The 25,493-nt window shown below is 73.1% G+C and carries 28 protein-coding genes, 4 tRNA genes and 1 riboswitch; of the genes, 12 read left to right on the top strand and 20 right to left on the bottom strand.

The annotated features are described in order from the left end of the window. Window positions 1-4: 4 nt before the first annotated feature. From trpC to hisI, 5 genes are all read right to left on the bottom strand, one after another. Window positions 5-835 carry an indole-3-glycerol phosphate synthase TrpC gene (gene trpC / locus RIN46_RS03660; RefSeq protein WP_309079930.1) on the bottom strand — a complete coding sequence of 277 codons (831 nt, stop codon included), beginning with the start codon at window positions 833-835 and terminating at the stop codon, window positions 5-7. 3 nt (window positions 836-838) lie between these two features. After that, complete coding sequence (locus tag RIN46_RS03655) at window positions 839-1,102, bottom strand: HGxxPAAW family protein (RefSeq protein ID WP_309079931.1); 264 nt, start codon at window positions 1,100-1,102, stop codon at window positions 839-841. Window positions 1,103-1,208: 106 nt separating this feature from the next. Continuing rightward, entirely contained in the window at window positions 1,209-1,796 is a 588-nt protein-coding gene (locus tag RIN46_RS03650) for a Trp biosynthesis-associated membrane protein (protein WP_309079932.1), read from the bottom strand. Then, window positions 1,793-3,475 (bottom strand): anthranilate synthase component I, encoded by a 1,683-nt coding sequence (locus RIN46_RS03645; protein ID WP_309079933.1) that lies wholly within the window; start codon window positions 3,473-3,475, stop codon window positions 1,793-1,795. Before RIN46_RS03645 ends, RIN46_RS03650 begins: the two co-directional genes overlap by 4 nt. Beyond that, complete coding sequence (hisI, locus tag RIN46_RS03640; protein WP_309079934.1) at window positions 3,472-3,945, bottom strand: phosphoribosyl-AMP cyclohydrolase; 474 nt, start codon at window positions 3,943-3,945, stop codon at window positions 3,472-3,474. The genes RIN46_RS03645 and hisI overlap by 4 nt, the downstream gene beginning before the upstream one ends. 96 nt (window positions 3,946-4,041) lie before the next feature. On the opposite strand from hisI, the gene RIN46_RS03635 reads away from it, so the two are divergent. Beyond that, complete coding sequence (locus RIN46_RS03635) at window positions 4,042-4,674, top strand: TIGR03085 family metal-binding protein (RefSeq protein ID WP_309079935.1); 633 nt, start codon at window positions 4,042-4,044, stop codon at window positions 4,672-4,674. Between the two features lie 12 nt (window positions 4,675-4,686). Here RIN46_RS03635 and hisF read toward each other — a convergent pair whose 3' ends face one another. The 13 genes from hisF to RIN46_RS03570 form a co-directional block, all read right to left on the bottom strand. Then, window positions 4,687-5,457, bottom strand: coding sequence for an imidazole glycerol phosphate synthase subunit HisF (hisF, locus tag RIN46_RS03630; protein ID WP_309079936.1), 771 nt, complete (start codon window positions 5,455-5,457; stop codon window positions 4,687-4,689). Between the two features lie 31 nt (window positions 5,458-5,488). Further along, window positions 5,489-6,337, bottom strand: a complete 849-nt coding sequence (hisG, locus tag RIN46_RS03625; RefSeq protein WP_309079937.1) for an ATP phosphoribosyltransferase — start codon at window positions 6,335-6,337, stop codon at window positions 5,489-5,491. An 83-nt stretch (window positions 6,338-6,420) separates the two neighbouring features. Continuing rightward, window positions 6,421-6,684 (bottom strand): phosphoribosyl-ATP diphosphatase, encoded by a 264-nt coding sequence (locus RIN46_RS03620; protein ID WP_309079938.1) that lies wholly within the window; start codon window positions 6,682-6,684, stop codon window positions 6,421-6,423. Window positions 6,685-6,763: 79 nt separating this feature from the next. Beyond that, window positions 6,764-7,246 carry a 6,7-dimethyl-8-ribityllumazine synthase gene (gene ribH, locus RIN46_RS03615; RefSeq protein ID WP_309079939.1) on the bottom strand — a complete coding sequence of 161 codons (483 nt, stop codon included), beginning with the start codon at window positions 7,244-7,246 and terminating at the stop codon, window positions 6,764-6,766. 37 nt (window positions 7,247-7,283) lie between these two features. Further along, the gene (gene ribB, locus RIN46_RS03610) at window positions 7,284-8,597 is read right to left on the bottom strand and encodes a 3,4-dihydroxy-2-butanone-4-phosphate synthase (RefSeq protein ID WP_309079940.1); all 1,314 of its coding nucleotides are present in this window, start codon (window positions 8,595-8,597) and stop codon (window positions 7,284-7,286) included. Further along, window positions 8,594-9,268, bottom strand: a complete 675-nt coding sequence (locus tag RIN46_RS03605) for a riboflavin synthase (RefSeq protein WP_309079941.1) — start codon at window positions 9,266-9,268, stop codon at window positions 8,594-8,596. The genes ribB and RIN46_RS03605 overlap by 4 nt, the downstream gene beginning before the upstream one ends. A gap of 8 nt (window positions 9,269-9,276) precedes the next feature. After that, window positions 9,277-10,419 (bottom strand): bifunctional diaminohydroxyphosphoribosylaminopyrimidine deaminase/5-amino-6-(5-phosphoribosylamino)uracil reductase RibD, encoded by a 1,143-nt coding sequence (gene ribD / locus RIN46_RS03600; RefSeq protein ID WP_309079942.1) that lies wholly within the window; start codon window positions 10,417-10,419, stop codon window positions 9,277-9,279. Then, window positions 10,416-11,231 carry a nicotinamide riboside transporter PnuC gene (gene pnuC / locus RIN46_RS03595; protein ID WP_309079943.1) on the bottom strand — a complete coding sequence of 272 codons (816 nt, stop codon included), beginning with the start codon at window positions 11,229-11,231 and terminating at the stop codon, window positions 10,416-10,418. The genes ribD and pnuC overlap by 4 nt, the downstream gene beginning before the upstream one ends. Before the next feature lie 114 nt (window positions 11,232-11,345). Continuing rightward, window positions 11,346-11,500, bottom strand: a riboswitch (FMN riboswitch). A gap of 19 nt (window positions 11,501-11,519) precedes the next feature. Further along, complete coding sequence (rpe, locus tag RIN46_RS03590; protein ID WP_309079944.1) at window positions 11,520-12,188, bottom strand: ribulose-phosphate 3-epimerase; 669 nt, start codon at window positions 12,186-12,188, stop codon at window positions 11,520-11,522. A 56-nt stretch (window positions 12,189-12,244) separates the two neighbouring features. After that, the gene (locus tag RIN46_RS03585; protein WP_309079945.1) at window positions 12,245-13,768 is read right to left on the bottom strand and encodes a transcription antitermination factor NusB; all 1,524 of its coding nucleotides are present in this window, start codon (window positions 13,766-13,768) and stop codon (window positions 12,245-12,247) included. After that, on the bottom strand, window positions 13,765-14,727 hold the full coding sequence (fmt, locus tag RIN46_RS03580; protein ID WP_309079946.1) for a methionyl-tRNA formyltransferase: 963 nt from the start codon (window positions 14,725-14,727) through the stop codon (window positions 13,765-13,767). Before fmt ends, RIN46_RS03585 begins: the two co-directional genes overlap by 4 nt. Then, window positions 14,724-15,323: a peptide deformylase gene (def, locus tag RIN46_RS03575; RefSeq protein ID WP_309079947.1), complete on the bottom strand. Its 600-nt coding sequence runs from the start codon at window positions 15,321-15,323 to the stop codon at window positions 14,724-14,726. Before def ends, fmt begins: the two co-directional genes overlap by 4 nt. Before the next feature lie 171 nt (window positions 15,324-15,494). After that, the gene (locus tag RIN46_RS03570; protein WP_309079948.1) at window positions 15,495-16,376 is read right to left on the bottom strand and encodes a cytochrome; all 882 of its coding nucleotides are present in this window, start codon (window positions 16,374-16,376) and stop codon (window positions 15,495-15,497) included. 238 nt (window positions 16,377-16,614) lie between these two features. On the opposite strand from RIN46_RS03570, the gene RIN46_RS03565 reads away from it, so the two are divergent. The 4 genes from RIN46_RS03565 (at window position 16,615) to RIN46_RS03550 (ending at window position 17,057) form a co-directional block, all read left to right on the top strand. Continuing rightward, window positions 16,615-16,688, top strand: a tRNA-Gly gene (locus tag RIN46_RS03565). A gap of 70 nt (window positions 16,689-16,758) precedes the next feature. Further along, window positions 16,759-16,829, top strand: a tRNA-Cys gene (locus RIN46_RS03560). Between the two features lie 25 nt (window positions 16,830-16,854). Next, a tRNA-Val gene (locus RIN46_RS03555) sits at window positions 16,855-16,926 on the top strand. A 54-nt stretch (window positions 16,927-16,980) separates the two neighbouring features. Next, window positions 16,981-17,057: transfer RNA gene (locus RIN46_RS03550), tRNA-Gly, on the top strand. A 115-nt stretch (window positions 17,058-17,172) separates the two neighbouring features. Here the strand turns inward: RIN46_RS03550 and zapE are convergent. Next, window positions 17,173-18,216 carry a cell division protein ZapE gene (gene zapE, locus RIN46_RS03545; protein WP_309079949.1) on the bottom strand — a complete coding sequence of 348 codons (1,044 nt, stop codon included), beginning with the start codon at window positions 18,214-18,216 and terminating at the stop codon, window positions 17,173-17,175. A gap of 211 nt (window positions 18,217-18,427) precedes the next feature. Between zapE and RIN46_RS03540 the strand changes: the two genes are divergently transcribed. The 3 genes from RIN46_RS03540 to ybaK are packed head-to-tail and all read left to right on the top strand — an operon-like array spanning window position 18,428 to window position 20,299. Further along, window positions 18,428-19,348, top strand: a complete 921-nt coding sequence (locus RIN46_RS03540) for a sulfurtransferase (protein WP_309079950.1) — start codon at window positions 18,428-18,430, stop codon at window positions 19,346-19,348. A gap of 3 nt (window positions 19,349-19,351) precedes the next feature. Continuing rightward, window positions 19,352-19,795 carry a SufE family protein gene (locus tag RIN46_RS03535; protein WP_309079951.1) on the top strand — a complete coding sequence of 148 codons (444 nt, stop codon included), beginning with the start codon at window positions 19,352-19,354 and terminating at the stop codon, window positions 19,793-19,795. Between the two features lie 6 nt (window positions 19,796-19,801). Beyond that, window positions 19,802-20,299 carry a Cys-tRNA(Pro) deacylase gene (gene ybaK, locus RIN46_RS03530; RefSeq protein ID WP_309079952.1) on the top strand — a complete coding sequence of 166 codons (498 nt, stop codon included), beginning with the start codon at window positions 19,802-19,804 and terminating at the stop codon, window positions 20,297-20,299. 90 nt (window positions 20,300-20,389) lie between these two features. Here ybaK and RIN46_RS03525 read toward each other — a convergent pair whose 3' ends face one another. Further along, window positions 20,390-21,784, bottom strand: a complete 1,395-nt coding sequence (locus tag RIN46_RS03525) for an alpha/beta fold hydrolase (protein ID WP_309079953.1) — start codon at window positions 21,782-21,784, stop codon at window positions 20,390-20,392. On the opposite strand from RIN46_RS03525, the gene msrB reads away from it, so the two are divergent. The 4 genes from msrB (at window position 21,783) to RIN46_RS03505 (ending at window position 25,477) form a co-directional block, all read left to right on the top strand. Next, on the top strand, window positions 21,783-22,301 hold the full coding sequence (msrB, locus tag RIN46_RS03520) for a peptide-methionine (R)-S-oxide reductase MsrB (protein WP_375141831.1): 519 nt from the start codon (window positions 21,783-21,785) through the stop codon (window positions 22,299-22,301). The genes RIN46_RS03525 and msrB overlap by 2 nt on opposite strands. A 55-nt stretch (window positions 22,302-22,356) precedes the next feature. Further along, window positions 22,357-22,986, top strand: a complete 630-nt coding sequence (locus tag RIN46_RS03515) for a DUF3000 domain-containing protein (RefSeq protein ID WP_309080126.1) — start codon at window positions 22,357-22,359, stop codon at window positions 22,984-22,986. A gap of 69 nt (window positions 22,987-23,055) precedes the next feature. Beyond that, the gene (locus RIN46_RS03510; RefSeq protein WP_309079955.1) at window positions 23,056-24,282 is read left to right on the top strand and encodes an HRDC domain-containing protein; all 1,227 of its coding nucleotides are present in this window, start codon (window positions 23,056-23,058) and stop codon (window positions 24,280-24,282) included. Between the two features lie 10 nt (window positions 24,283-24,292). After that, window positions 24,293-25,477, top strand: a complete 1,185-nt coding sequence (locus RIN46_RS03505) for a nitronate monooxygenase (RefSeq protein WP_309079956.1) — start codon at window positions 24,293-24,295, stop codon at window positions 25,475-25,477. Window positions 25,478-25,493 lie beyond the last annotated feature (16 nt).

The raw sequence follows: 25,493 nt of genomic DNA, 5'->3' as shown, positions 1-25,493 counted from the left end.
ACGGTCAGTCCCGGCGCGGGGATTTGGCGGCGCTGCCGGCCTCGGAGAAGGCGGCGACTGCTGCTGTGGGGTCCTGGTCCTTGACGAGTGCCTCGCCGACCAGGACGGCGTCGGCCCCTCGCTCGGCGAAGGAGACGACGTCGTCAACGCTGCGGACGCCGGACTCGGCGACGATCACGGCCTCGGAGGGGATGCGGTCGGCCAGTCGGCTGAACGTGGAGCGGTCGACCTCGAGGGTCTTGAGATTGCGCACGTTGACGCCGATGATCCGGGCTCCGGCGGCGACCGCGCGGTCGACCTCCTCCTCGGTGTGCGTCTCCACGAGCGCCTCCATGCCGAGGCTCCGGGTGAGCTCGAGCAGCTGCACGAGCTCGTGGTCCTCGAGCGCCGCCACGATGAGCAGGACCAGGTCCGCGCCGTGGGCGCGGGCCTCGTGGATCTGGTAGGGCTCGACCGTGAAGTCCTTGCGGAGCAGCGGCACGTCGACGGCGGCGCGGACGGCGTCGAAGTCGGCGAGCGACCCGCCGAAGCGGCGGCGCTCCGTCAGAACCGAGACGACGGCGGCACCGCCCGCTGCGTACTGGCGGGCCAGCGCCGCGGGCTCGGGGATCCCGGCCAGATCGCCCTTGGACGGGCTCTTCCGCTTGACCTCGGAGATGACGCGGAGCCGGCCGTCCCGCTCCTCCGGCGACCGGGCGCCGCCGAGGGCCCGGAACGCGTCCCGGGCCGGGGGCGCCGCGGCAGCGGCGGCGGCGATGCCGGCGTCGCCGACCACGGCACGACGCTCCTCGAGGTCCTCACGGACCCCTGCGATGATCTCGGCGAGCACGGACACGGGTCAGTGGCCGGACTTGCTCTTGGCGCCGCCGACGCCGAAGCCGGCCTTCTTCAGGACCCAGCCGGCGATCAGGCCGACGGCCACGAGGGCCAGGCCGACGATGACGACGGTGACGCTCGCGAGGCCGTAGCCGACGCAGCCGACGCCGACGCCGACGAGCATGATGGCGACCATCGTCCAGGCGGCGACGCTGTTGCCGTGGCCCGGCTGCTCGGAGTGCATCGGATCGACGGCGTTGGTGGGCGAATTGACGGCATTGGCCATGCTGGAGGACTCCTCGTGGACTCTGGCGGGGTCGTTTTCGCCCCTTCGTAGAACTACGGAATATTCTGCCACTGTTCGGCGGGGAATGCCCGCCGGGTGACACGGGTCAGCGCGTGGGGTCGTCCCCGCGGGACAGGCGGTCCCAGCCGTCGATCTCGTCCAGCCGCGCCCGGGTGTCCGCCACACCCTCCCCACGCCGTGCGGCCGGCTCCCCGGCCGCGGGCCGCGCGTACCTGCGGCCGACCTTCCAGCGCCGCCCGGCGACGGCGAGGGCAACCCCGACGAGGACCGTCCAGCCGCCGGCGGCGATGGTGGCCGCCGGCCAGACGCTCAGGCGGTAGTCCGCCTCGATCCGAGCGGTCCCGGCCGCCTCCCCCACCACGGCCGCGGCCGCGGCCTGCGGGTCGCCCAGCACCGACGCGGCCGCGAGGACCATGCCGACTCCGGCGAGGATCAACAGCGCCGCGACGATCCAGCGGGCCATCCGCCCGGCGATGGTGGCGCTGACGCTCGCGGCCAGCACCACGATCGCCAGGGCGGAGACGCTGGTGGCCGCGTCGGAGCCGGAGACGTCCACCGGCTCGTGGATGATGGCCCCTGCCCCCGGCGTGACCGTGATCCACGTCCGGGTCGCGGTCAGGAGGCCGGCCAGCCCGCCGAGCAGACCGGCGAGGACGACGTTGCGCCGCGTCACCGGGCGGCACCGCCGGACGGGGCGACGTCGTCGTTCAGCGCCGCGGCCGGCGGTGCCGCCCCGTACGGTGCGAGCGTCCCGGCGGCCCAGACGGCGCGCAGCGGTGCAGCGGACTTGTTGACGGTCTCCAGCGCCTCGGCGTCCAGCTCGGAGTCGTTGACGATGCCGCCGCCGGCCTGCACGTACGCGCGGCCGTCCTTGAGCAGCGCCGAGCGGATGGCGATCGCCATGTCCATGTCGCCGGCGAAGTCGAGGTAGCCGACCACTCCCCCGTAGACGCCGCGCCGATGGGGCTCGAGCTCGTCCAGCAATCGCAGGGCGCGCGGCTTCGGCGCCCCGGAGAGCGTCCCGGCCGGGAAGGTCGCGGCGAGCACGTCGTAGGCGGTCGCGTCGTCGCGCAGGCGTCCGACAACGTTGCTGACCAGGTGCATGATGTGGCTGAAGCGCTCGACCTCCATGAACTGGGTGACCTCGACGGTCCCGGGCCGGCAGACCTTGGAGAGGTCGTTGCGGGAGAGGTCCACGAGCATGAGGTGCTCGGCCCGTTCCTTGTCGTCGGCGAGGAGGTCCTTCTCCAGGAGCGCGTCGTCCTCGTGCGTGGCCCCGCGCGGGCGAGACCCGGCGATCGGGTGGGTGACGACGTCGCGGCCGTCCACCGTGACCAGCGCCTCCGGCGACGAGCCGACGATCGAGTACTCGCCGCCGTCGGGATCCGCCAGCGTGTAGAGGTACATGTAGGGACTCGGGTTGGTGGTGCGCAGGATCCGGTAGACGTCCAGGGGGTCGGCCGGGGTCTCGAACTCGAACCGGCGCGAGACCACCACCTGGAAGACCTCGCCGTCGACGATCGCCTCCTTGCCGCGCAGGATCGCCTGCCGGTAGGCGTCCTCGTCCCAGCTGTGGGTGACGGCCGCCATCAGCTCCTCGGCGGGGACGTCCGCCCCGGAGAAGGTCGCGGTGGCGGTCGGCACCGGCCGATTCAGGGCGGCCAGCATCCCGTCGATCCGCTCGACGGCCGCGGCGTAGGCCTCGTCGACGCCGGTGTCGGCACCGTCGTGGTTGATCGCGTTGGCGATCAGGGTGACGCTGCCGTCGGTGTTGTCGTGCACGGCGAGGTCGCCCACGAGGTTCATGGCGAGCTCGGGCAGCCCGAGGTCGTCCGCCGGCGGGTTCGGGAGCCGCTCCCAGTGCCGGACGCACTCCCAGCCGACGAAGCCCACCATCCCGCTGGTCAGCGGGGGCAGCCCGGGCAGCGGCTCGGTGCGCAGCGCGGCGACGGTATCCCGGAGGACGTCGACGGCCGAGCCGGCTGTGGGCAGGCCGGCCGGGACGTCGCCCATCCAGTGCGCCCGTCCGTCGCGGGTGGTCAGCGTCGCCGGTGAGCGGACGCCGATGAAGGAGTGTCGGCTCCAGACCCCGCCGGCGGCGGCGGACTCCATCAGGAACGTGCCGGGCCGCCCGGCGGCCAGGCGCTGGTAGATGGAGATCGGCGTGAGCCCGTCGGCGAGGACCTTCAGGTGGACCGGGATGACGCGGCGGCTCGCGGCGAGGCCGCGGAACTCGGCGAGCGACGGGCGGATCCCGGCCACGTCGGCGGCGCGCTCCGCATGCGGCGCCTCGCCGGCGGCCGGCCCCGGCTGCGTCCCGGTTCGGGCGGATTCGGGGCGGGCTTGCGTCATCGTGCCTCTCCCGTCGCCGCGTCGGCGGCCTCCGGGGACCCGACGACGGCCTCCAGCGCGCGGCCCGTGAAGCAGGTGGGGGCGCCCGTGTGGCAGGCGGCGCCGATCTGCTGGACCTCGACGAGGAGCGCGTCGCCGTCGCAGTCCAGGCTCACACCCTTGACGTACTGGACGTGGCCGGACGTGTCGCCCTTGCGCCAGTACTCCCCGCGCGAGCGGGACCAGAAGGTCACGCGGCCCGTCGTGAGGGTGCGGTGCAGGGCCTCGTCGTCCATCCAGCCGAGCATGAGCACCTCGCGGGTGTCGTGCCGCTGCACGACGGCGGCGATCAGGCCGTCGCGGTCGCGCTTGAGCCGCGTGGCGATCTCGGGTGCGAGGCCGCTGGGGACGCGGCCCGCGGGTCCCTCCCCTGCGGTGCTCTGCGTGGTCCCGCCGGACGGGCGGCCGGGCTCTTCATAGTTTTCGGACATCGCCAGCCAGTCTAGTCCCGGTGCCGGTCCTGCGCCTCCTGTTGCGGGCGGCACTGGTGCCGGTCTTTCGCGGTAGGCCGTGTTACTTTCATGATGATGAAATTCGTACCGCCTTCGCGCGCAATGCTGGCCGAGACCCTCCTGGCGGCGGGTCCCTCGGCGGCTACCCTGTGCGAGGGGTGGGAGACGCGGCACCTCGCGGCGCACCTGGTGCTGCGGGAGCAGCACCTGCTCGCGGCGGGCCTCGCCGGCGGGCCGCTCGAGGGGCCCATGAACCGGCTCCTCGAGGACTGGGCGGAGCAGGCCTCGACCCCCGCGGGCTACGCCCGGCTGGTCCGTCGATTCGCACAGGGACCCCACAAGCTCTCGCCGTTCGCCGTCGGCCCCGTCGAGCGGGCCGCCAACCTGACCGAGTTCTTCGTGCACACCGAGGACATCCGCCGCGCCCACGAGCGCTGGGCGCCGCGGGTGCTGGACGCCGAGTACTCCGAGCGCCTCTGGAAGGCCCTGGTGCGCGTCGCGCGGCTCACGTACCGCGGCGTCGACGTCGGACTGATCCTGGTCCGCCCCGACGGCCAGCGGCACGTGGTCCGGAAGGCCGCCACGTCGGTGGCGATCACGGGTGAGCCCTCCGAGCTGCTGATGCACGCGTTCGGACGGCGGGACCACGCCCTCGTGACATTTGAGGGCACGGACGACGCCGTCGCGCTCCTGCGGAGCACGACGTAGCGGACGCGTCCGTCAGCGGACCGGGAAACCGGCGTCGCGGATCGCCTGCTTGACCCGGGCGATCATGTCGACCGGCCCGAAGTGGAAGATCGAGGCCGCCAGGACGGCGTCCGCACCCGCGGCGATGGCCGGCGGGAAGTCCTCCGGGGACCCGGCGCCGCCGGAGGCGATCAGCGGCACGTCCACGGCGGCACGGACGGCCCGGATCATCTCGAGGTCGAACCCCTCCTTGGTGCCGTCGGCGTCGATCGAGTTCAGCAGGATCTCGCCGACCCCGCGGCGGGCCGCCTCCCGGGCCCATTCGATCGCGTCGATCCCGGTGCCGGTGCGGCCGCCGTGGGTCGTGACCTCGAAGCCGGACGGCAGCGCCGGGTCGTCGCTGCGGCGCGCGTCGAGCGAGAGGACGAGGACCTGGGAGCCGAAGCGGTCGGTGATCGCGCTGATGACCTCGGGCCGGGCGACCGCCGCCGTGTTGATCGAGGTCTTGTCCGCGCCGGCTCGCAGGAGGCGGTCGACGTCCTCGACCGTTCTGACGCCGCCGCCGACCGTGAGCGGGATGAAGACCTGCTCGGCGGTCTGGCGGACGACGTCGAAGGTGGTCTCCCGGTCCGACGACGACGCGGTGACGTCGAGGAAGGTCAGCTCGTCGGCGCCGGCGAGGTTGTACCGCTTCGCCAGCTCGACGGGGTCGCCCGCATCGCGCAGGCCCTCGAACTTCACACCCTTGACGACGCGGCCGGCGTCGACATCGAGGCACGGGATGACCCGGACAGCCACACTCATGCGGGGAATCCTCTTCTCTGGTGACCGCGGATCAGATGCGGCAGGCGTGGATCTGGCTGACGAGGATGGCGCGGCCGCCGAGGTCGTACAGCTCGTCCATGATGGTGTTCGTCTGGTTCTTCTTGACCATCGAGCGCACGGCGACCCATTCCGAGTCCGCCAGGGGCGAGATGGTGGGCGACTCGAGGCCCGGGGTGACGGCGATGGCCTGCTCGACGAGCTCCTTGCGGATGTCGTAGTCCAGCATCACGTACCGGCGCGCCACGAGGACGCCGGTCAGACGGCGCTTGAGGACCTCGAGGCCGGCGGGGCTCGCCCCGGTGCGTCCGATCAGCACGGCCTCGGAGGCGAGGATGGGCTCCCCGAAGGTCTCCATGCCGGCGGCCTTGAGCGTGTTGCCGGTCTCCACGACGTCGGCGATCGCGTCGGCGACGCCGAGCCGGACCGAGGACTCGATGGCCCCGTCCAGGCGGACGACCTCGGCGTCGATCCCCTTCTCGCGGAGGTATCCGCGCAGGAGGCCGTCGTAGCTGGTGGCGATGCGCTTGCCGTTGAGCTCGGCCTCCGTGGTAAACGCGCCGGCCGGGCCGGCGAAGCGGAACGTGGAGGCACCGACGCCCAGCGGGAGGATCTCCTCGGCGTCGCCGTTGACCTCGGCGTCGAGGAAGAGGTCGCGGCCGGTGAGGCCGACGTCGAGGATGCCGCGGCCGACGTAGACGGCGATGTCGCGGGGACGGAGATAGAAGAACTCGATCTCGTTCTCGCTGTCGACGATCACGAGCTCGCGGTTGTCGCGGCGCTGGAGGTAGCCGGACTCGCGGAGCATGGACGTGGCGGCCTCGGAGAGGGCGCCCTTGTTCGGGACTGCTACTCGCAACATGTGATTATTCCTGGGATTCGCGTGCGGGACTGGGTGCTTGCAGACGGGCGCGGAGCCGCCGGGCCACGCAGGGCGGCCGGCGGCTAGAGATGCTTGTAGACGTCCGCGAGCTTCAGTCCCTTGGCGAGCATGAGGACCTGCAGGTGGTAGAGCAGCTGGGAGATCTCCTCGGCCGCGGCCTCGTCCGACTCGTACTCCGCCGCCATCCAGACCTCGGCCGCCTCCTCGACGACCTTCTTGCCGATGCCGTGCACGCCGGAGTCCAGCTCCTGGACGGTGCGGGAGCCCTCCGGCCGGCTGGCAACCTTCTCCGCCAGTTCGGCGAAGAGCGCGTCAAAAGTTTTCACCCGACCAGCCTATCCGTTTCCGGGTGGGGCCCCGGCACGGCCCGGCCCATTGTGACAATGCGAACGCCCGCGTCCGGCATCAGGCCTCGAGCGCGTCGCGCAGGGCGACGGCGGTCTGCAGGGCCGCCGCCGCGGCCTCGTAGCCCTTGTCCTCGACGGACCCGGGAAGTCCGGCCCGGTCCAGCGCCTGTTGCTCATCGTCGCAGGTCAGGACGCCGAAGCCGACCGGGATCCCGGTGCGGACGGAGACGTCGGTGAGCCCCGCCGTCGCACCCTGGCAGACATAGTCGAAGTGCGGTGTGCCACCGCGGATGACGACGCCGAGGGCCACCACGGCGTCGTACTGCGGGGCCAGCCGGACGGCGGCGACGGGCAGCTCGAAGGTGCCCGGGACCCGCACGACGGCCGGTTCCACGCCGGCTTCGGCCGTGGCCCGCAGCGCGCCGGCGAGCAGTCCGTCCATCACCTGCGTGTGCCAGCTGGCGGCGATGATCGCCACCGCCAGTCCGCTCGCGGCCTTCAGCTCGCCGGGGTCGGTGCTCGGTGCGCCGTGTCCTGCCATGGTGTTCTCCTTCTGCTGGTGCTCTGGGGTGCTTCGATCAGATCTCGAACGCGTCGTCGCCGATCGCGTGGTTGAGGCGCTCGCGCTTGGTCATGAGGTAATGGGTGTTCTCGGGTCGCGCGGGGATGAGGGCGCGCACGGACTCGACGACGTCGAACCCGGCCCGGGCGAGGGCGTCCGTCTTCAGCGGGTTGTTCGTCAGCACGCGCATCCGCGAGTAGCCCAGGCCGTGGAGGATCGCGATGCCGGCCTCGTAGCTGCGGGCGTCGATCGGCAGCCCGAGCTGGGCGTTGGCCTCCACCGTGTCGACTCCCCCGTCCTGCAGGGCGTAGGCCCGGATCTTGTTGCCCAGCCCGATGCCGCGGCCCTCGTGCCCCCGTAGGTAGACCACGGTGCCGCCCTCCACGGCGATCCGCTGCAGGGCGGTATCCAGCTGCTCGCCGCAGTCGCAGCGGTAGGACGCGAAGATGTCCCCGGTGAGGCACTCCGAGTGCAGGCGCACGAGCGGCACCGCCGGCTCCCCGCCGTCCGCGCAGGAGCCCGGGTGGGTCAGCGTGAAGTGCTCGATTCCGCTGCCGGACTCGGTCCAGACCTGCGCGTCGAACTCGCCGTGCGGGGTGGGCAGCTTGACCACGGGGCCGCCCCGGACCGGCGAGACAGGCTCCTCCGGCACCGCCTCGGCAGTCCCGCGCAGCGCGGCCAGCCGCCCGGCGAGGTCCTCGATGCTCACCAGCGGGATCCCGTGCTCGTCGGCGAAGGCGCGCAGGGCGGGAAGGCGCATCATCGTCCCGTCGTCGTGCACGAGCTCGGCGATCACCCCGGCCGGCTCGAGCCCGGCGAGCCGGCACAGGTCCACCGAGGCCTCCGTGTGGCCGCGCCGCAGCAGCACCCCGCCCTCGGCGGCCCGCAGCGGGAAGACGTGACCGGGGCGGGTGAAGTGCGCGGCGGTGGACTCCGGAGCGGCGAGGAGCCGCGCGGTGAGGGCCCGGTCGGCGGCGCTGATCCCCGTGGACACGCCGGAGGCGGCGTCGCAGGAGACGGTGTAGGCGGTCCCCTTGCGGTCCTCGTTCCGCGCGACCATCGGCGGCAGACCCAGCGCGTCCGCGCGGGCGCCGGAGAGCGGGACGCAGACGACGCCGGAGGTGTACCGGACGGTCCAGCCCATCAGCTCGGGCGTGGCGAACTGGGCGGCGAAGACGATGTCGCCCTCGTTCTCCCGGTCCTCGTCGTCGACCACGACGACGGGGCGGCCGGCGGCGATCGCCTCGACGGCGGTCTCGATGGGGTCGAGGTGCACGGGCTCAGCCCCGGTGGGGGCTCCGGCCGCCGCGGCCGGCCGGGTGGCGCTCACGCGCGCTCCGTCCGGGCGTCGCCGTCGGCGGAGCCCGCGGCGTGGCGTGGCTCCGCGCCGGGCCGGAACGCGAACAGCCGTTCGGCGTACTTGGCGAGGACGTCGACCTCGAGGTTGACGGCGGAGCCGATCTGCTTGGCACCCAGCCCGGTGTCACGGAGGGTGGTCGGGATCAGACCGACCTCGAACCACTGCTGCTCCTCGGCGGGGCCGGACACCTCGGTCACGGTCAGGGAGACGCCGTCGATGGCGATGCTGCCCTTCCTGGCGACGAAGCGGGAGAGTTCGGCGGGCACGGAGAAGCGCAACCGCTCCCAGGCGCCCTGGTCCTCGCGTTCGATCAGCGCGCCGACGCCGTCGACGTGCCCCTGGACGATGTGCCCGTCGAGCCGCCCGTCGGCCGGGACACAGCGCTCGAGGTTGACCTCGTCGCCGGCGACCAGGGAGCCGATGGTCGTGTGGGTGAGGGTCTCGCCCATGACGTCCACGTCGATGCGGTCCCCGTCGATCGAGGTCGCGGTCAGGCACACGCCGTCGATGGCGATGGACCCGCCGAGCCCGAGCCCGTCGGTGTGCCCCGGCACGGTGAGCGTGAGCACGAGCCCGCCCTCCTGGGCGGCCGGTGCGATGGCTTCGATGCGGCCCCTGCCGCTGATGATTCCGGTGAACATGGGTTGCCTCACTTGCTGGTGGGTACGAGATGGAGCGCGACGTCGCCGCCGAGCCGGAGGACGGCGCCGTCGCCGGCGTCGTCGTAGTCGAAGCGCCGGCCGTCGGCCAGGGTGGAGACCCCGAGATCTCCGACGGCGCCTCGGCCGGCGCCGAGGAGGAGCGGCGCCTGGTAGAGCCAGACCTCGTCGACGAGGTCCGCGGCCAGGAACGCGGTCGCGACGGAGGCGCCGCCCTCGACCATGACGTGGTCGACGGTGCGGCCGCCTGCCCCGTCCGCGAGGACGCGCAGGACACGGCGTGGATCGCGCGTCCGGAGGTGGAGGTACTCCTCGGAGGGTCCGCGCACGGCGGCAGCGGCCGGGACGTCGCGTTCGCCCATGACCACGCGCAGCGGCTGCCGGTCGGTGGCCCGGCCGTCGTCGGTGCGGGCCGTCAGCCGCGGGTCGTCCACCAGGACGGTCCCGGTCCCGACGACGATCGCGTCGGCGCGGGCGCGGACCCCGTGGCTGTGCCGGCGCGCCTCCGCTCCGGTGATCCACTGGCTGGTGCCGTCCTCGGCCGCGATCCGGCCGTCGAGGGTCTGCGCGAGGTGCAGCGTGACGAACGGGCGGCCGTCGGCGCGCGCTGCCGCCCAGCGGTGGTTGAGGCGGCGGCAGGAGTGCGCCCAGTCCGGGGCGACCGCGTCGCCCGCGTGGACGGTGTGCCCGCGCGCCGCCAGCCACGCCGCTCCCCCGGCCGCCTCCGCCGTGGTGTCGGCGGCGCCGAAGACGACGGTCCCGATCCCGGCCCGGTGGATGGCATGCGAGCACGGGCCGGTCCGGCCCGTGTGGTTGCACGGCTCCAGGGTGACGACGATGCTCCAGTCGGCCGGTTCGTTCCCCGGCACCGGTGCGATCTCTCCGGCGTCGAGCCGGCGCTCGAGTTCGGCGATCGCGGCCGCCTCGGCGTGGGCCGTGCCGGCGCCGCCGTGGTGCCCGGTGGCCAGGACCGTCCCGTGCGCGTCGAGGACGACGGCCCCGACGAGCGGGTTGGCGCCGCGCACGCCCCGGAGCGCAGCCTCGAGCGCGCGGCGCCCTGCGTCCGTCCGCCGCAGCAGCCCGGCGCCTGCCCGGTCGGATCTGGCTGCCCCTGCAGCTGCCCCGTGGTTCATCGCACGTCCCGTCCGGAGACCGCGGGTGCGGCCCCGGACTCCGGGCCGGTGGCCGGGGCCGTGCTCCGGTCACCGTGCTCCCTGAACGTGCGCCTCGCAGGCACGTCCGCCGCCGGCTGCAGGCGCGGGTCCGGCAGCCGGGTCTCGATGCGCGGTTTCGCCTCGCGCTGGGCACGCCACCAGACGAAGAAGCCGATGAGAGTGAAGACCCCGTAGAAGAGGTACATGAAGGCGGTGGCGTAGTAGCCCGCGGAGAACAGCAGCGGCACGCCGACGACGTCTACCGCGACCCAGATCAGCCAGAACTCGACCCAGCCCTTGGCCATGCCGTAGGTGGCCAGGAGCGATCCGACGAAGGTCCACGCGTCGGCCCAGACGGGCTCGTAGGATCCGAGCGCCGCGAAGAGCGGGGTGAGCGCCACTGTGCCGAGCAGGAGACCGGCCACGAGGCCGATGCGCTGCCGCGGGCTCGCCCAGCGGGGCGTGATGGCGTGCCCGCCGTCGTTGTCGCGTCCGGCGCTCCGCCAGCGCTGCCAGCCGTAGGCCGCCACCGCGATGAACATGATCTGGCGCCCGGCCTGGCCCAGGAGGTTGGCTGCATCCGCGTCGCCGAAGAGGCTGCCGAGGAAGACCGTGAGCAGGAGCAGGTTGCCGATGATGCCGACCGGCCAGGCCCAGATGCGCCGACGCATCCCGCCGAGCGCACTGGCGAGCCCGAACGCGTTGCCGACCACTTCGCGGATCAGCAGGCCGCCGCCGGCGACGGGGATGTAGGCGTTGAAAAGTTCGGTGAGCCACCGCAGACTCTCCATGTGTCCTCCCTTGCGAAGCTGCGGTAGCTCCGGGGTACGACAGATGCTGGAGTCGACCGGTGGAGGCGCCGCCGCACTGCGTGGCAAGCCTTCGGCCGGTCTCGGCCGTGACTGTTCGTGCTTCTCCCATCCAGACTTTGACTGTCGGTACCGGAATTCCACCGGTTCGGCCTCGCCGCCTCCCCTGCCAGCTGGCGCTGGTCGGGGCTGCGGCTCGGGTCGCGGACTATCACCGCCGGTTCGGACTTTCACCGACCCCGGAGCACGTTGTGTACGTAGAGGATTACATCACATCTGCGCCGGGTCCGCGCCCGCGAGATTGCGCAGCGTGTCGACCGCGGCCGCGGGGTCCACGGCCCCGTACACGGCGGACCCGGCGACGAACACGTCGGCACCGGCGTCCGCGGCCCGCCGGATCGTGTCGCGGGAGATGCCGCCGTCGACCTGAATAGCAATGGGCAGGCCGGTCCCGTCGACGGCCTGCCGCGCCCGGCGGATCTTGGGCAGCGTGACATCGAGGAAGGACTGGCCGCCGAAGCCGGGCTCCACGGTCATGATGAGCACCATGTCCAGCTCGGGCAGCAGGTCGAGGTAGGGCTCGATGGGCGTCGCCGGCCGCAGGGCCATGGACGCCCGCGCACCGGCGGAGCGGAGCTCGCGGGCGAGGCGGACGGGGGCGGCGGACGCCTCGGCGTGGAAGGTGACCGATGCGGCGCCGGCCTCCGCGTAGCCGGGAGCCCACCGGTCCGCGTCCTCGATCATCAGGTGGACGTCCAGCGGCAGGCCCGTGACCTGCCCGAGCCGCTGCACGACGGGCAGGCCCAGGGTCAGGTTGGGGACGAAGTGCCCGTCCATGACGTCCACGTGCACGGCGTCGGCGGTGTGGATCCGCAGCAGCTCGGTCTCGAGGTTCGCGAAGTCGGCGGACAGGATGCTGGGGTGGATGCGGCAGGTCATGGGTACCTCGGGGGGGTCGTGGTTCGGTCGGGGCGGTGCGTCCGGCGGGGCCGGGGTCAGTCCGCGGCCCGCTGCAGGAGCGCGAAGAACATCGCGTCGGTCGCGTGCCGGTGGGGCCAGAGCTGCGCGGTGGTCGCACCGGGAAGCGGTTCGCCGCGGCGGCCGAGCACGGGCGCTGCCGCGGCGACGGGGTGCAGCGCGGCGGCGTCCAGGGCAGCACCGGAGTCGAGCAGCCGGATGCCGGGGTGACGAGACAGGGTGTCGAGGACGACGGCGGTCGTCTCGGCCGGGTGCGGGGAGCAGGTCACGTAGGCCAGGAGCCCCCCGGGCCGCAGCGCTGCGACGGCGGCGTCGACGAGCTCCTGCTGGAGCGCGGTCAGCTCGGGGATGTCCGCGGGCTGCTTGCGCCAGCGGGATTCGGGTCGCCGGCGGAGGGCCCCGAGGCCGCTGCACGGCGCATCGAGCATGATCCGGTCGTAGCCGTCCGCGGACTCCGCGTAGCGCCGTCCGTCGCCGACCTCGACCTCCCAGACGGTACCGGGGACCGCCGCGAGCGCGTTGCGCACCAGCTGGGCGCGGTGGGGCGCCACCTCGTTGGCGGTGAGCCGCGCCCCGCGCTGGGCCGCTCGGGCGGCGAGGAGGGCTGCCTTGCCGCCGGGGCCTGCGCAGAGGTCGAGCCAGCGCTCGTCGCGCCCCTCGAGCGGATGGTCGGCCAGGGCCCGGGCCACGAGCTGGGATCCGGCGTCCTGGACGCGTACGGCGCCCTCGGCGACGCCGGGCAGCCGGGCGGGGTCGCCGCCGTCGTACAGCGCCGAGCCCTCGACGAGCTCCCCGGCGCGGGCGCCGCGCTCGACGACGGGGGCCAGATCGCCGATCCCGGGCAGGGCGACGAGGTTCACGATGGGCGCGGCATTGTCGGCGGCGAGGAGCTGCTCGAGCTCGTCGGTGCCCCGACCGTGGGCGACGAGCGCCTGCCGGAGCGCGCGGACAATCCACTCCGGGTGGCTGTGCCGGAGACTGGCGCGCGCCGTGTCGTCGGCGACGCCGGCGGTGAGCTCCTCCGTCCATTCGCTCAGCGTGCGCGCGGAGACCTTGCGCAGCACCGCATTGACCAGGCCCGAGGGGCCGGCGCCGATCTCGGCCCGGGTGAGCGCCACCGTCTCGTCGAGGGCGGCGTGGCTGGGCACCCGCATCGCGAGCAGCTGGTGCGCGCCGAGACGGAGGACGTCCAGGACCGCGGCGTCCAGCCGGCCCAGGGCGCGGTCGACGCAGCGCGACAGCACGGCGTCGTAGAGTCCTTGCCCACGCAGCGCGCCATAGGCCAGCTCGGTGGCGAAACCGGCGTCGCGCGGGCCCAAGCGGTGCGCGCGGATCCTCGCCGGCAGGACGAGGTTGGCGTAGGCGTCGTCGGCGCTCACGGCGCGGAGGACCTCGAAGGCCGTCAGCCGGGCCGGGTCGGCGGCGCGCTTGCGGCCGGACGGCGCTGCCGCGCTGAACCGGCGCGGTGCGTTGCCGCCGCGGTTGCGCTGGCGGCCCTGCTCGTTGCGGCGCGGCGCGTTGCGACCCTGTTCGTTGCTCATGCGAAAGCCACCTCGTCGTTCCCGAGGCCGCGGGCCCAGTCGCTCGCGGCCATCATCTTCTTGCCGGCCGGCTGGACGGCCTCGAGTTCGAGCACATGGGATCCGGTGCCGACGAAGACTCTCGGTTTCCGCTCCCCGGCGACGACGACTCGTCCCGGCGCGGTCTCCCGAAGGTCGCCGTGACCCGTCAGCTGCGCGAGTTCGGCTGGGTCAGGCTGGCGTGTCAGCGGTCCGAGCTTGAGGCGGGCTTCCCTCCACGTGGTCCATGCACCCGGCTCGGGGGTGACACCGTTGATGCGCCGACGGATGACCAGCGCGGGCTGGGTCCAATCGATCCGACCGTCCTCGAGGACGAGCTTGGGCGCGTGGGTGACCTCCCCGGACTGCGGGACGGCGACGAGTCGGCCCTGGCCGATGCCGGCGATCGTCTGCGACAGGAGGACGGAGCCGGAGTCCGCGAGAGATCCAAGCAGCTCGCCGGAGGTCTGTCCGGGCTCGATCTCCTGGGTGAGCTGGCCGTAGACCGGGCCGGTGTCGAGACCTGCCTCGAGCTGGAAAGTGACCGCGCCGGTGATGTCGTCCCCGGCGATGACGGCGTGCTGGACGGGGGCCGCGCCTCGCCAGCGCGGGAGCAGCGAGAAGTGCAGGTTGATCCAGCCCAGGGGCGGGATTGCGAGGGCGCTCGGTGGCACGAGACCCCCGTAGGCGACGACCGCAGCGATGTCGGCGCCGGTCTCGGCGATGGCCTGCTCGGCGGCGGCATCGATGCGGTTGAACTTGAGCACGGGAAGCCCCAGCTCGTCGGCGGCCGCGGCAACCGGCGACGGCGTCAGGTGGCGCTTGCGTCCGATCGGCGCGTCTTCGCGCGTCAGGGCGGCGACAACGTCGTGACCGTCGGCGACGAGGCGCCGCAGGGAGGGGACCGCGACGGACGGGGTTCCGGCGAAGAGGACCCTCATCGGGCGCCCCCGTCCGTGCGATGCCCCACCGAGCCGTGGCCGAGACTGGCACCGAAGACGCTGCCGACGGACCGGGCCCGGCTGGCCTGCGTGGACTCGGCGACCTGGTTGAACTGTCCGGCGCGGATGCGACGCAGCGCGTCCTTCCGCTCCGGACCCTCGAGGCCGTCGATGTAGAGCTTCCCGTCCAGGTGGTCCGTCTCGTGCTGCAGGCAACGGGCGAGGAGGCCGGTGCCCTCGACCTCGACGGGGACGCCGTCGACGTCGACACCGCGGACCCTGGCCCACTCGGCGCGGACGGTCCGATATCCGAGGCCCGGGACGGAGAGGCACCCCTCGGATCCGTCCGTCTGGAGAGCGTCGCCGACCTCCAGCACGGGGTTCACCACGTGCCCCCTGCGGCCGTCGACGGCGTAGGTGAAGAGGCGGAGGCTCACACCGACCTGCGGCGCGGCCAGACCGGCCCCCTCGACGTCGAGCATCGTCTCCTCCATGTCGCGGACGAGACGGGCCAGCTCCGGCCCGAACTCCGTGACGGGCTCGGACGGCGTGCGCAGGACGGGGTCGCCGACGATGCGGATGGGTAGAACGGCCATGCTGGTTCCTCTCGCCGACTGTCCGCGCTGGGGCTTGCCGGCCCCGCGCGTCGCGGCTCAATGTGCTGTGGATGGGTGTCTGGCGGTGGGTGTCTCTGGGTGCGTGCGCCGGCGGCGGACCGGCCGCCTCGCAGGGAGGAGCCGGTGCGGGCCGGCGGCGCCCGGTCCAGTCTAGGTGGCCGCGCCGGAGGAGTCCGGTGCCGCCGTCACCGGCGGCGGGGCGATGGGACGCAGAGCGGGTCCGACGCCTGCCAGGACGCGGTCGGCCTCCCAGGCCTGCCGCAGCGCCCAGAACTTCCGCCAATAGGTCGGCAGGGTGGCGGGCTGGGCCTGCTGCGCCACGACCTCGGTCTCCGAGACGGCGACCCCGAGCAGCAGCGGCACCCCGTCCCCGCCGTGGGGCCACGGCTCCCAGGCGCCGCCCACGGGGTCCGCGATCATCTCCTCGGCCTTGTACCCGGCGACCAGCTGCATGACGACCTTGTTGTCCAACGGCTTCGCGCGGCCGTCGCGGGTCGTCCCCTTCGTCTTGTAGTCGATGAGGCAGAGGCGCCCGCCGATGCGAGCGACCAGGTCCAGGGTCCCGGCGTAGCCCACGGTGTGGTTCCACACCGTGATCTCCGCCGCGATGGGCTCCACCCCGTAGAGCGACCACCACTCGTCGACCCGTTGGGCGAACGAGCCCTCGCCGTGCGTCTCGAGATCCGCCCGTGCCGCGTCCAGCCGGTGCTCGCGGCCCAGCTGCCGCAGCGCGAGCTGCTCGCAGTACTGGTGCACCCGGTCCCCCCGTGCCGCGGCGCCGTCGCGGTGCGTGGCAGCGGCCCGGCTCGCGTCGCGCGCGATCGCGGTCAGCTGGCCGGGCGATCCGACCGCGCTCGCCAGGCGTGGATCCCGGACGGCTGCGCTGGCGGCCATGTGCCCCGCCCAGCCGGTCAAATCCGTGGACGCCTGCCCGATCACCGTGGTGATGGACGGGACCTCCAGGGGACCTCCTACTGTTCGCGCGTACATCCGGCCGAGATCGGTCTGCTGGGCGAGGGCTGGGGTCGTCATGGCCTCGATTCTGGCACGCTGCACTGAGAACTTGGCTCCCGGGAAAAAATTCTCAAACCTGCTCCTCCCCCGGGATCTCGCGGCAGAATGCGCCTTGTCAGGCCGGGAACGGGGACTGTGAGGCCCTCGAGCGGCCACTCGATTTGCACACGGCCGAAAAGGTCATTAGAGTATTTACTCGTTGGAACGCGGCCGGAAGGCAACGGATACGGAATCCGGAAGGCCGCGATCTTGACATGCGGACATAGCTCAGCTGGCTAGAGCGCCACCTTGCCAAGGTGGAGGTCGCGAGTTCGAATCTCGTTGTCCGCTCGCATTCACTGTAGGTCTTCACGACCGCTCCACGGATGCGATTTCTGCTAGGAATCGTGTCCATGGACATGGTGGGGTGGCCGAGAGGCGAGGCAGCGGCCTGCAAAGCCGTATACGCGGGTTCGAATCCCGTCCCCACCTCGGCTACAGTAATGCGAACCCTCACGGGCGATTGGCGCAGCGGTAGCGCGCTTCCCTGACACGGAAGAGGTCACTGGTTCGATCCCAGTATCGCCCACTCAGGCATTCCCCCTCGCGGGGGCAATCCTTGGTCTGATGTCACGTCAGACGCGCGGACATAGCTCAGCTGGCTAGAGCGCCACCTTGCCAAGGTGGAGGTCGCGAGTTCGAATCTCGTTGTCCGCTCCAAGAATAAAGGGAAGCCCCGGTCCTCGGACCGGGGCTTCCCTCGTCTGCGTCCGCCTCCGTGCGACGGCGGACCCTGCCGTCCGGGGCGCGGGCGTCCCGGACGGCAGGGTCCGCGTCAGGCGACCGGCTCGTCCAGCTGCGCGTTGCGCGCCAGCGACGTCAGACGCGAGACGGTGCGGAAGTACTTCTTCATGTAGCCGCCGCCCATCATCTCCTGGGTGAATAGCTCGTCGAAGGGGACCCCGGACGAGACGATCGGCACGTCGCGGTCGTAGAGCCGGTCGGCCAGGACCACGAACCGCAGCGCCAAGGACTGCTCGGTGATGGTCTCCACGTTGTGCAGGACGAGCACGTCGATGCCCTCCATCAGCTGCCGGTACCGGCTCGGATGGATGCGCTGCAGATGCTGGGCCAGCGCGGAGAAGTCGTCCACGGCGAGCGTCTTGTCCGGGAACCGCTCGGCGGCGTACGCCTCGAGGCCCTCGTCGGGCAGCGGCGCCGGGGCGTCCGGAAGCCCGCGGTGCCGGTAGTCCTCGCCGTCGACCCGGAGGACGTCGAACTGGTCCGCGAGGACCTGGATCTCCCGCTTGAAGTCGACGGCCGCGAAACGACCCTCCCCCAGCGCACCCGGCAGGGTATTGGACGTGGCCACCAGCCGCACCCCGGCGTCCGCCAGCTCGCGCATCAGCCGCGACATCAGGACGGTGTCCCCCGGGTCGTCGAGCTCGAACTCGTCGATGCACACGAGTTTGTACCCCTTGAGCACATCCACCGTCTTGCGGAAGGACAGCGCGCCCACGAGATTCGTGTACTCCACGAAGGTGCCGAACGCCTTCGGCCCCGGCGCGGCGTGCCACAGCGAGGCGAGCAGGTGCGTCTTGCCGACGCCGAACCCGCCGTCGAGATAGAGGCCCGCCTTGGTCTTCTTGGCGCCGCCGCCGAAGAGCCGGCCGAGGAAGCCGCCGCCATGGCCGCCGTCGATCGACGCGGCGAACTCCCGCATGCGCTGGACCGCCGCTGACTGGGACGGCTGGCGCGGGTCGGGGATGTAGTTGTCGAACGACACCTCGCCGAACCGGTAGGACGGCTTGAACCCGTCGAGCAGCTGCTCGGGCGAGACGTTGGGTGTGCGTTCTGACAGGTGTTCGATCGTGGGCACGGGTGTCTGAGTCCTTCGTCGGCGTCGCGGCGGCAGCGGTGCCGCCACCGCAACTTTACGTGCGCCCGTGCACGGACGCACCCGCGCGTCACGCTGTCCGCGAAACACGCCGGGTCCCGGGACGGAGACGACGCCGATCCGCACCCCAGGCGCCCGAGCGGCAGTAGTCTGGGGAGCAGTCCCCATTGTCTAGTGCGAACCGAGGTGCACCGTGGCTCTACCGCCAGACACCCACGAGAAGTTCTCCGCCTATGCCCACCCCGAGCGGCTGGTCTCCACCGAATGGCTCGCGGCCCATCTCGGCGACCCCGGCCTGGTCGTCGTCGAGTCGGACGAGGACATCCTCCTCTACGACACGGGCCACATCCCCGGCTCCGTGAAGGTCGACTGGCACACCGAGCTCAACGACGAGGTCACGCGGGACTACGTCGACGGCGAGGGCTTCGCCCGGCTCATGTCCGAGAAGGGCATCGCCCGCGACACCACGGTCGTCTTCTACGGCGACAAGTCGAACTGGTGGGCCGCCTACGCCCTCTGGGTCTTCACGCTGTTCGGCCACGAGGACGTCCGCCTGCTCGACGGCGGCCGCGACAAGTGGATCGCCGAGGGCCGCGAGCTGACCAAGGACAAACCGGCTCCGACGGCGACCGAGTACCCCGTCGTCGAGCGCGACGACGCGGCCGCGCGCGCCTACAAGGACGAGGTCCTCGCGCATCTCGGCCGCGGGCCCCTCATCGACGTGCGCTCCCCCGAGGAGTACTCCGGCGAGCGCACGCACATGCCCGCGTACCCCGAGGAGGGGGCGCTGCGCGGCGGGCACATCCCGACCGCGGCGTCCGTGCCGTGGGCCCGGGCCGCCGCGGAGGACGGGACGTTCAAGGACCGTGCCGCCCTCGAGGACGTATACCTGCGCGAGGCCGGGCTGGCCGACGGCGACGACGTGATCGCCTACTGCCGCATCGGCGAGCGCTCCAGCCACACCTGGTTCGTCCTCAAGCACCTGCTCGGGTTCGAGAGCGTCCGCAACTACGACGGGTCGTGGACCGAGTGGGGCAACGCCGTCCGCGTCCCGATCGTCCGGGGTTCCGCGCCGGGCTCCCTGCCCGGCCGCGGCGCGGGAGCGGTGGGCTAGCCGATGGCCGCGTCCCTCCCCCCGTCCCTGGCCGAGATCGTCGAGGACTTCCAGGCCCTCGAGGAGCGCGAGCGCCTGGAGCTGCTGCTGGAGTTCTCCGAGTCGCTGCCGGAGCTGCCGGAGCGCTTCCGCGAGCACCCGGAGCTGCTGGAGCAGGTCGTCGAGTGTCAGTCCCCGCTCTTCCTGACCCTCGAGGTCGGCGCGGAGGCGGACCGTCCCGTGCGCCTCTACTTCTCCGCTCCCCCGGAGGCCCCGACGACTCGGGGTTTCGCCTCCGTGCTCCACGAGGGGCTCGACGGCCTGCCCGCCGAGACGGTGCTCTCCGTTCCGGACGACATGCCCGAGCAGCTGGGGCTCACCCGCGCCGTGACGCCGCTGCGGATGCGCGGCATGACGGCGATGCTGGGGCGCATCAAGCGCCAGGTCGCCCGGGCCCTGGAGGCCTAGGCACCGGTGGGCAGCAGGTCCGCCGCTTCGGCCAAGGGCACTCCCGCGACGGTTGCACTGACCGCCGCCGGGGTGCCCTTCGCGCTGCACGCCTACCGGCACGACCCCGCGTCGGGCTCCTTCGGCCTCGAGGCGGCCGAGGCGCTCGGCGTCGAGCCGGCCCGCGTGTTCAAGACGCTCATGATCCGGCTCGAGCCCGAGGAGTTCGCGCTCGCTCTCGTCCCGGTGGACCGGCAGCTGGACCTGAAGGCCACGGCGGCCGCCCTCGGCGTCAAGCGCGCGGCGCTGGCGGAGCCCGCCGCGGTCGAGCGCCGCAGCGGCTACGTGCTCGGCGGCGTCTCCCCGTTCGGGCAGCGTCGACCGCACCGGCTCGTGGCCGACGCGTCCGTGCTCGCCGCGAGCACCGTCTTCGTGTCGGGTGGGCGCCGGGGTCTGGAGATCGAGATCGCTGGACCGGACCTCCTCGCCGCGACGGACGGCACGACGGCTGGCCTCGGCGGCTGAGCCGGCCGTCGGAGGACCCGCTGTCGCCCTCCCGGAGGCCCAAGCCCGCTGCCTGCCTCGTCTACGGGTCCGCTGCTCGACGTCGCCCGGCTAGAGCGCCTCGGCGCCGGGCCGTTCCGCCGGACGGTCGGCCGGATGCTGCTGCGCGCGGCGCGGCGAGGGCGCGTCCAGGCGTCCCCCGAGCCAGGAGCGGACGGTATCGTCCCAGCGCTCCGGGTCCACGTTGTACTCCTGCGTGTGCCGCGCCCGCGTGAAGCGCTCGAAGGCCACCACCTGCGGGTTCAGCTCGGCGAGCGCCGCCGACGGGCCCACCGGCACGAAGTCGTCGTCCTCGCTGTGCAGGATGAGAGTCGGCGTGCGCAGGTGCTCGGCGCGGGCGACCCAGTTCAGCTCCTTCAGGTCCAGCGGCGCGGCGAGGCCGGTGACCATCCGTCCCGCTTTGTTGGACAGGAGCCACTGCCCGAGCCGCCCCACCGAGGCGGGGATCCGGTTGATGCGCGCCTGATGGGCGAGGACGTCGATCCAGTCGACGACGGGCCCGTCGAGGACGAGCGCGGCGATGCGGGGGGCGTGATGGGAGCGGTCCACGACCTGGAGGCAGATCGCCCCGCCCATCGACCAGCCGAAGAGCACGACGTCCTCGGCCCCGTGCTCGAGCGCGAAGTCGATGGCGGCCTCGACGTCCTCCCACTCCGTGCTGCCGAGCCCGTAGCGCTGGTCCGGCGCGGCCGGGGCGTGGCCGTCGTTGCGGTAGGACAGCAGCAGCGAGGTCAGGCCCAGCTGCTGCACGACGGGCAGGGCCCGCAGTCCCTCGGATCGATCGGAGCCGCGCCCGTGGACCATGATGGCCCAGGTGCTCCGGCGGTGGCTCCCGGCCACGAGCCACGACTCGGAGGTGCCGCCGAGGACCGGCACCTCCACCTCCTCGTAGTCGTACCCGACCTCCGCAGGCGTCGGGTAGGCCGCCCCGGACCACCGTCCGCGCACGGCCCCGTGCAGGTTCCCCTCGTAGATGCGCTCGACGTGCCGGGTCACCGTCCCGTCCGCCGGGGCGAAGGAGACGATCTCGCCGATCCGCGCGTGCCCGCGTCCGCCGTCGAACACGAGGGAGTAGGTCCCGGGGACGGTGGTCTGCTCGGTGGCGGGGAGGATCACGTCCCAGCCCAGGCCGGTGCGCCCGGGCGCGCGGTGGCGCCCGTGCCCCACGTCGGCAGCCCCGTCCGGCGCCGGCTCGTAGGTCAGGCGGTCGGAGGGTACGACGGCGAGGATCTCCAGATCCTCCGGGCGCAGACGGGCGGGGGTGACCACCTGGCGGGCGAAGTAGCTGGCGAGGCCCGACACGGCCCCGGCCACGAGGGAGCCCGCGGTCGCCCCGGCAACGGCGCCGACGACCGCCCACCGGACCGGCCTCGCCTTGCGGGCTTCGGTGGCGCGGGGATCGTGGCGGCTGAACTCTGCGGGGGGTGCAGGATGCTGGCGCGGCATGGCTCCATCATGTCAACCGGCCGACGCCGCGCCAAACACCCGCGCGGGCGGGAATGCCGCGGCGCCCCGGGACGTTGTTCCCGTTGTGACTGAGCATTCCGAAGCAGAGCAATACCGTCCCGCCGTGACGAAGTCCGACGAGGAGTGGCGCCGCGAGCTGAGCCCTGAGGAGTACCGCGTCCTTCGCCAGGCCGGGACCGAGCGTCCCTTCTCCGGCGAGTACTGGGACACCCGGAAGGAGGGGGTCTACGCGTGCCGCGCCTGCGGTTCCGAGCTCTTCACGAGCCGCGAGAAGTTCGACGCCCACTGCGGCTGGCCGTCCTTCTTCGCCCCGCTCGCCGAGGGGCGCGTGCGCTACCTGCGCGACGAGTCGCTCGGCATGGCCCGCGTGGAGGTCCGCTGCGCGGCCTGCGACTCCCATCTGGGGCACGTGTTCGGCGGCGAGGGCTTCCCGACCCCCACGGACCAGCGGTACTGCATCAACTCGCTCTCCATCCATCTGCGCGAATCGACCTAGGCGAGCCTTCCGCCCTCGCCGCGGGCACAACCCTAGAATCGGTGGCGTGAACAACATCGGGGACCTGGCGACGGCGCCGCACGACTTCGTGGAGGCGCTGGGCGCCCTGCGGCGGGCGGCCCTGCGCCCGGAGGTCGGGCTCGCCGAGATCCCCGCCCCGGCCAACCTCGCCCCGTACGGGGTGGCGCTGTCCGCGGACGTCCTCGAGCCGGTCGGCCCGCGGCCGGTGCACGGCCCCGCCGCCTCCTTCCTCCGCGAGGCCGCCGAGGACCGGCGGGAGCTCGCCACCGGCCGCTTCATCCTGCTCCACGACCCGGCCGGCTCCCCCGTCTGGGACGGCACGTTCCGGATCGTCACCTACATCCGGGCCGAGCTCGACGCGGACATGGGCAACGACGAGCTCGTCGGGACGGTCGCCTGGACCTGGCTCTCCGACGCGCTGCACGAGCACCACGCCTTGTACTCCAACGCCGGGGGCACGGCCACCCGCGTCCTCTCCGAGAGCTTCGGCACCCTCTCCAACCGCCCAGACACCATCGACATCGAGCTCCGCGCCTCCTGGACCCCGGCCACCTCCGATGTCACCGCCCACCTCGAGGCCTGGGCGGACATGGTCTGCGCGTTCGCCGGGCTGCCCCCGCTGCCGCCGGGCGTCACCGCGCTCCCCCGCCGGCGCCTCAACTGACCACCCGGCCGGACGCCCCGGCCCGGCACCCGGAGCAGACGACGGCGGCGTCTCATAGAATGGCTCATCATGACCGAGACCAGCGACGCCGCCACGCCCACCCCCCTGACCGCACCCGGCGAGGGCGTCCCCCTGGTCGTGAACACCCCCTCCGGCCTGTCCCGGGCCGCGGCCGCCCTCGCCGCGGCGACCGGTCCCGTCGCCGTCGACGCCGAGCGCGCGTCGGGCTTCCGCTACGGACAGCGCGCGTTCCTGGTCCAGCTCCGCCGCGAGGGCGCGGGCACCTGGCTCATCGATCCGGAGGCGTTCGAGGACCTCGCGCCGATCAACGAGGCGCTCGCCGGGGTCGAGTGGATCCTGCACGCCTCCACCCAGGACCTGCCGTGCCTGGCCGAGTGCGGCATGCGCCCCGACGCGCTCTTCGACACCGAGCTCGCGGCCCGGCTCGCCGGTCTGCCACGCGTGGGCCTCGGGGCCGTCGTCGAGTCGCTCCTCGGTCTGTCGCTGGCCAAGGAGCACTCCGCGGCCGACTGGTCCAAGCGGCCCCTGCCCGAGCCGTGGCTGAACTACGCGGCGCTCGACGTCGAGGTGCTCGTCGAGCTGCGCGAGGAGCTCCACCGGATCCTGGAGGAGGCCGGCAAGCTCGAGTTCGCCGAGCAGGAGTTCGAGGCGATCCGGACGGCCGCCCCCGCCGCTCCGCGCCAGGACCCGTGGCGGCGGACCTCCGGGCTGCACGCCCTGCGCGACCAGCGGCGGCTCGCCGCGGCCCGCGAGCTCTGGTACGAACGCGAGTCCCTGGCGGAGAACCGGGACGTCTCGCCGGGACGGATCATCCCCGACTCGGCGATCGTCGCGGCGGCGAAGGCGATGCCGGCCACCGTGCCGGCCCTCCTGAAGACGCCGGGGTTCCACGGCCGGGCCGCCGCCAAGGAGGCCGCGCGCTGGGTGCGTGCCCTCCAGACCGCACGCACCACCGAGGACCTTCCGCCCCTGCACCTGCCGACCAACTCGCCGCCCCCGCCCCGCGTCTGGGCCGAGAAGGACCCGGCTGCCGCTGCGCGCCTCAACACGGCGAAGCCGCGGCTCGCGCGCGTCGCGGAGCGGCTCGAGATCCCGCTGGAGAACCTCCTCACCCCCGACCACCTGCGCCGGATCGCCTGGCGCCCGCCCACACCGGTCGAGCCCGAGACCATCGAGGCCGCGCTCCGTGATCTCGGCGCCCGCCCGTGGCAGGTGCGGCTCACGGCCCCGGTGATCACGGTCGCGTTCCTCGACCCGGATCGTCCCGACGAGTAGCGTCGGGGCCATGCGCCCGATGACCTCCGCGGACTCGCCCGTCCTCTCGCTCTCCCCGCTCGTCCAGGCCCCCATGGCCGGCGGTCCCGGTACGCCCGAACTCGCCGCGGCGGTCAGCAGCGCCGGCGGCCTCGGATTCCTCGCCGCCGGGTATCTCAGTGCCGACGCGATGCTCGGACAGCTCGACCGGGCCGAGGCGCTCACCGACCACCCGCTCGGCGTCAACCTCTTCGTCCCCGAACGAACTCCCGACGGCCGCCTCCGTCGATTGGCCGACGCCGATCTGAAGCGGCTCTCCCGCTACCGCGAACGCCTCGCCGCCGAACTCCCCGCCGCTTCCGACGGAGACGGACGGACGCCGGCCGGGCCCGCCCCGCTGGACACGGCGGCGCGCCCGGACGACGACGACTACCCCGCCAAGCTGGCGGCCCTCGTGGCCCGCCCGGCCCCGCCCGCCGTCGTCTCCTTCACGTTCGGACTGCCGACGGCCGCGGAGCTCGCGGCCCTGCGCCACCGGGGCGTCGTCACCGTCGCCACCGTGACCAGCGAGGAGGAGGCCCTCGCCGCGGTGCGTCTGGGCCTCGGTGGCCTCTGCGTCCAGGGCCCCGAGGCCGGAGGCCACCGCGGGACCCACCAGTGCGCGCAGACACCGGACCCGAGGCCGCTCACACGTCTGCTGCCCGACGTCGTCGCGGCCGTTCGCGGCACCGAGCCCGCCGCCGGGGCCCGCCGGGTGTGGATCGCGGCCGCGGGAGGGATCGCCACGCCCGGCGACGTCGCGCGCGTCCTGCGCGCCGGCGCCGATGCCGCGCAGGCCGGGTCGGCCTTCCTGCTCTGCCGAGAGGCCGGGACCGGCGCCGCCCACCGGTCCGCGCTGCGGGCCCTGGGCGCGCCGGAAGACGGGCCGGAGGGGGACGGCGGCACGGCCGTCACGCGTGCGTTCACGGGTCGGCCGGCCCGGGGAATCGCGAACGACTTCCTCCGCCGCCACTCGGAGGCCGCACCGGCGCTCTACCCGGCCGTCCACCACCTGACCCGTCCGATCCGCGCCGAGGCCGCGGCCAGCGGCGACCGGGAGCGGCTCCACCTCTGGGCAGGGACCCGTGCCGGCCTGGCCCGGGAGGCGACGGCGGCGGAGATCACCGCCGAGCTCCTGACCGGGACGTCGATTGCCTCAGATATTACCGGCGAGTAACATATGCTGTGGATCA

Source organism: Zhihengliuella sp., from assembly GCF_031178195.1.
Lineage (GTDB): Bacteria > Actinomycetota > Actinomycetes > Actinomycetales > Micrococcaceae > Zhihengliuella.
Note: the sequence above shows the minus strand (reverse complement) of the source record. Positions and strands in the feature narration are given on the sequence as shown.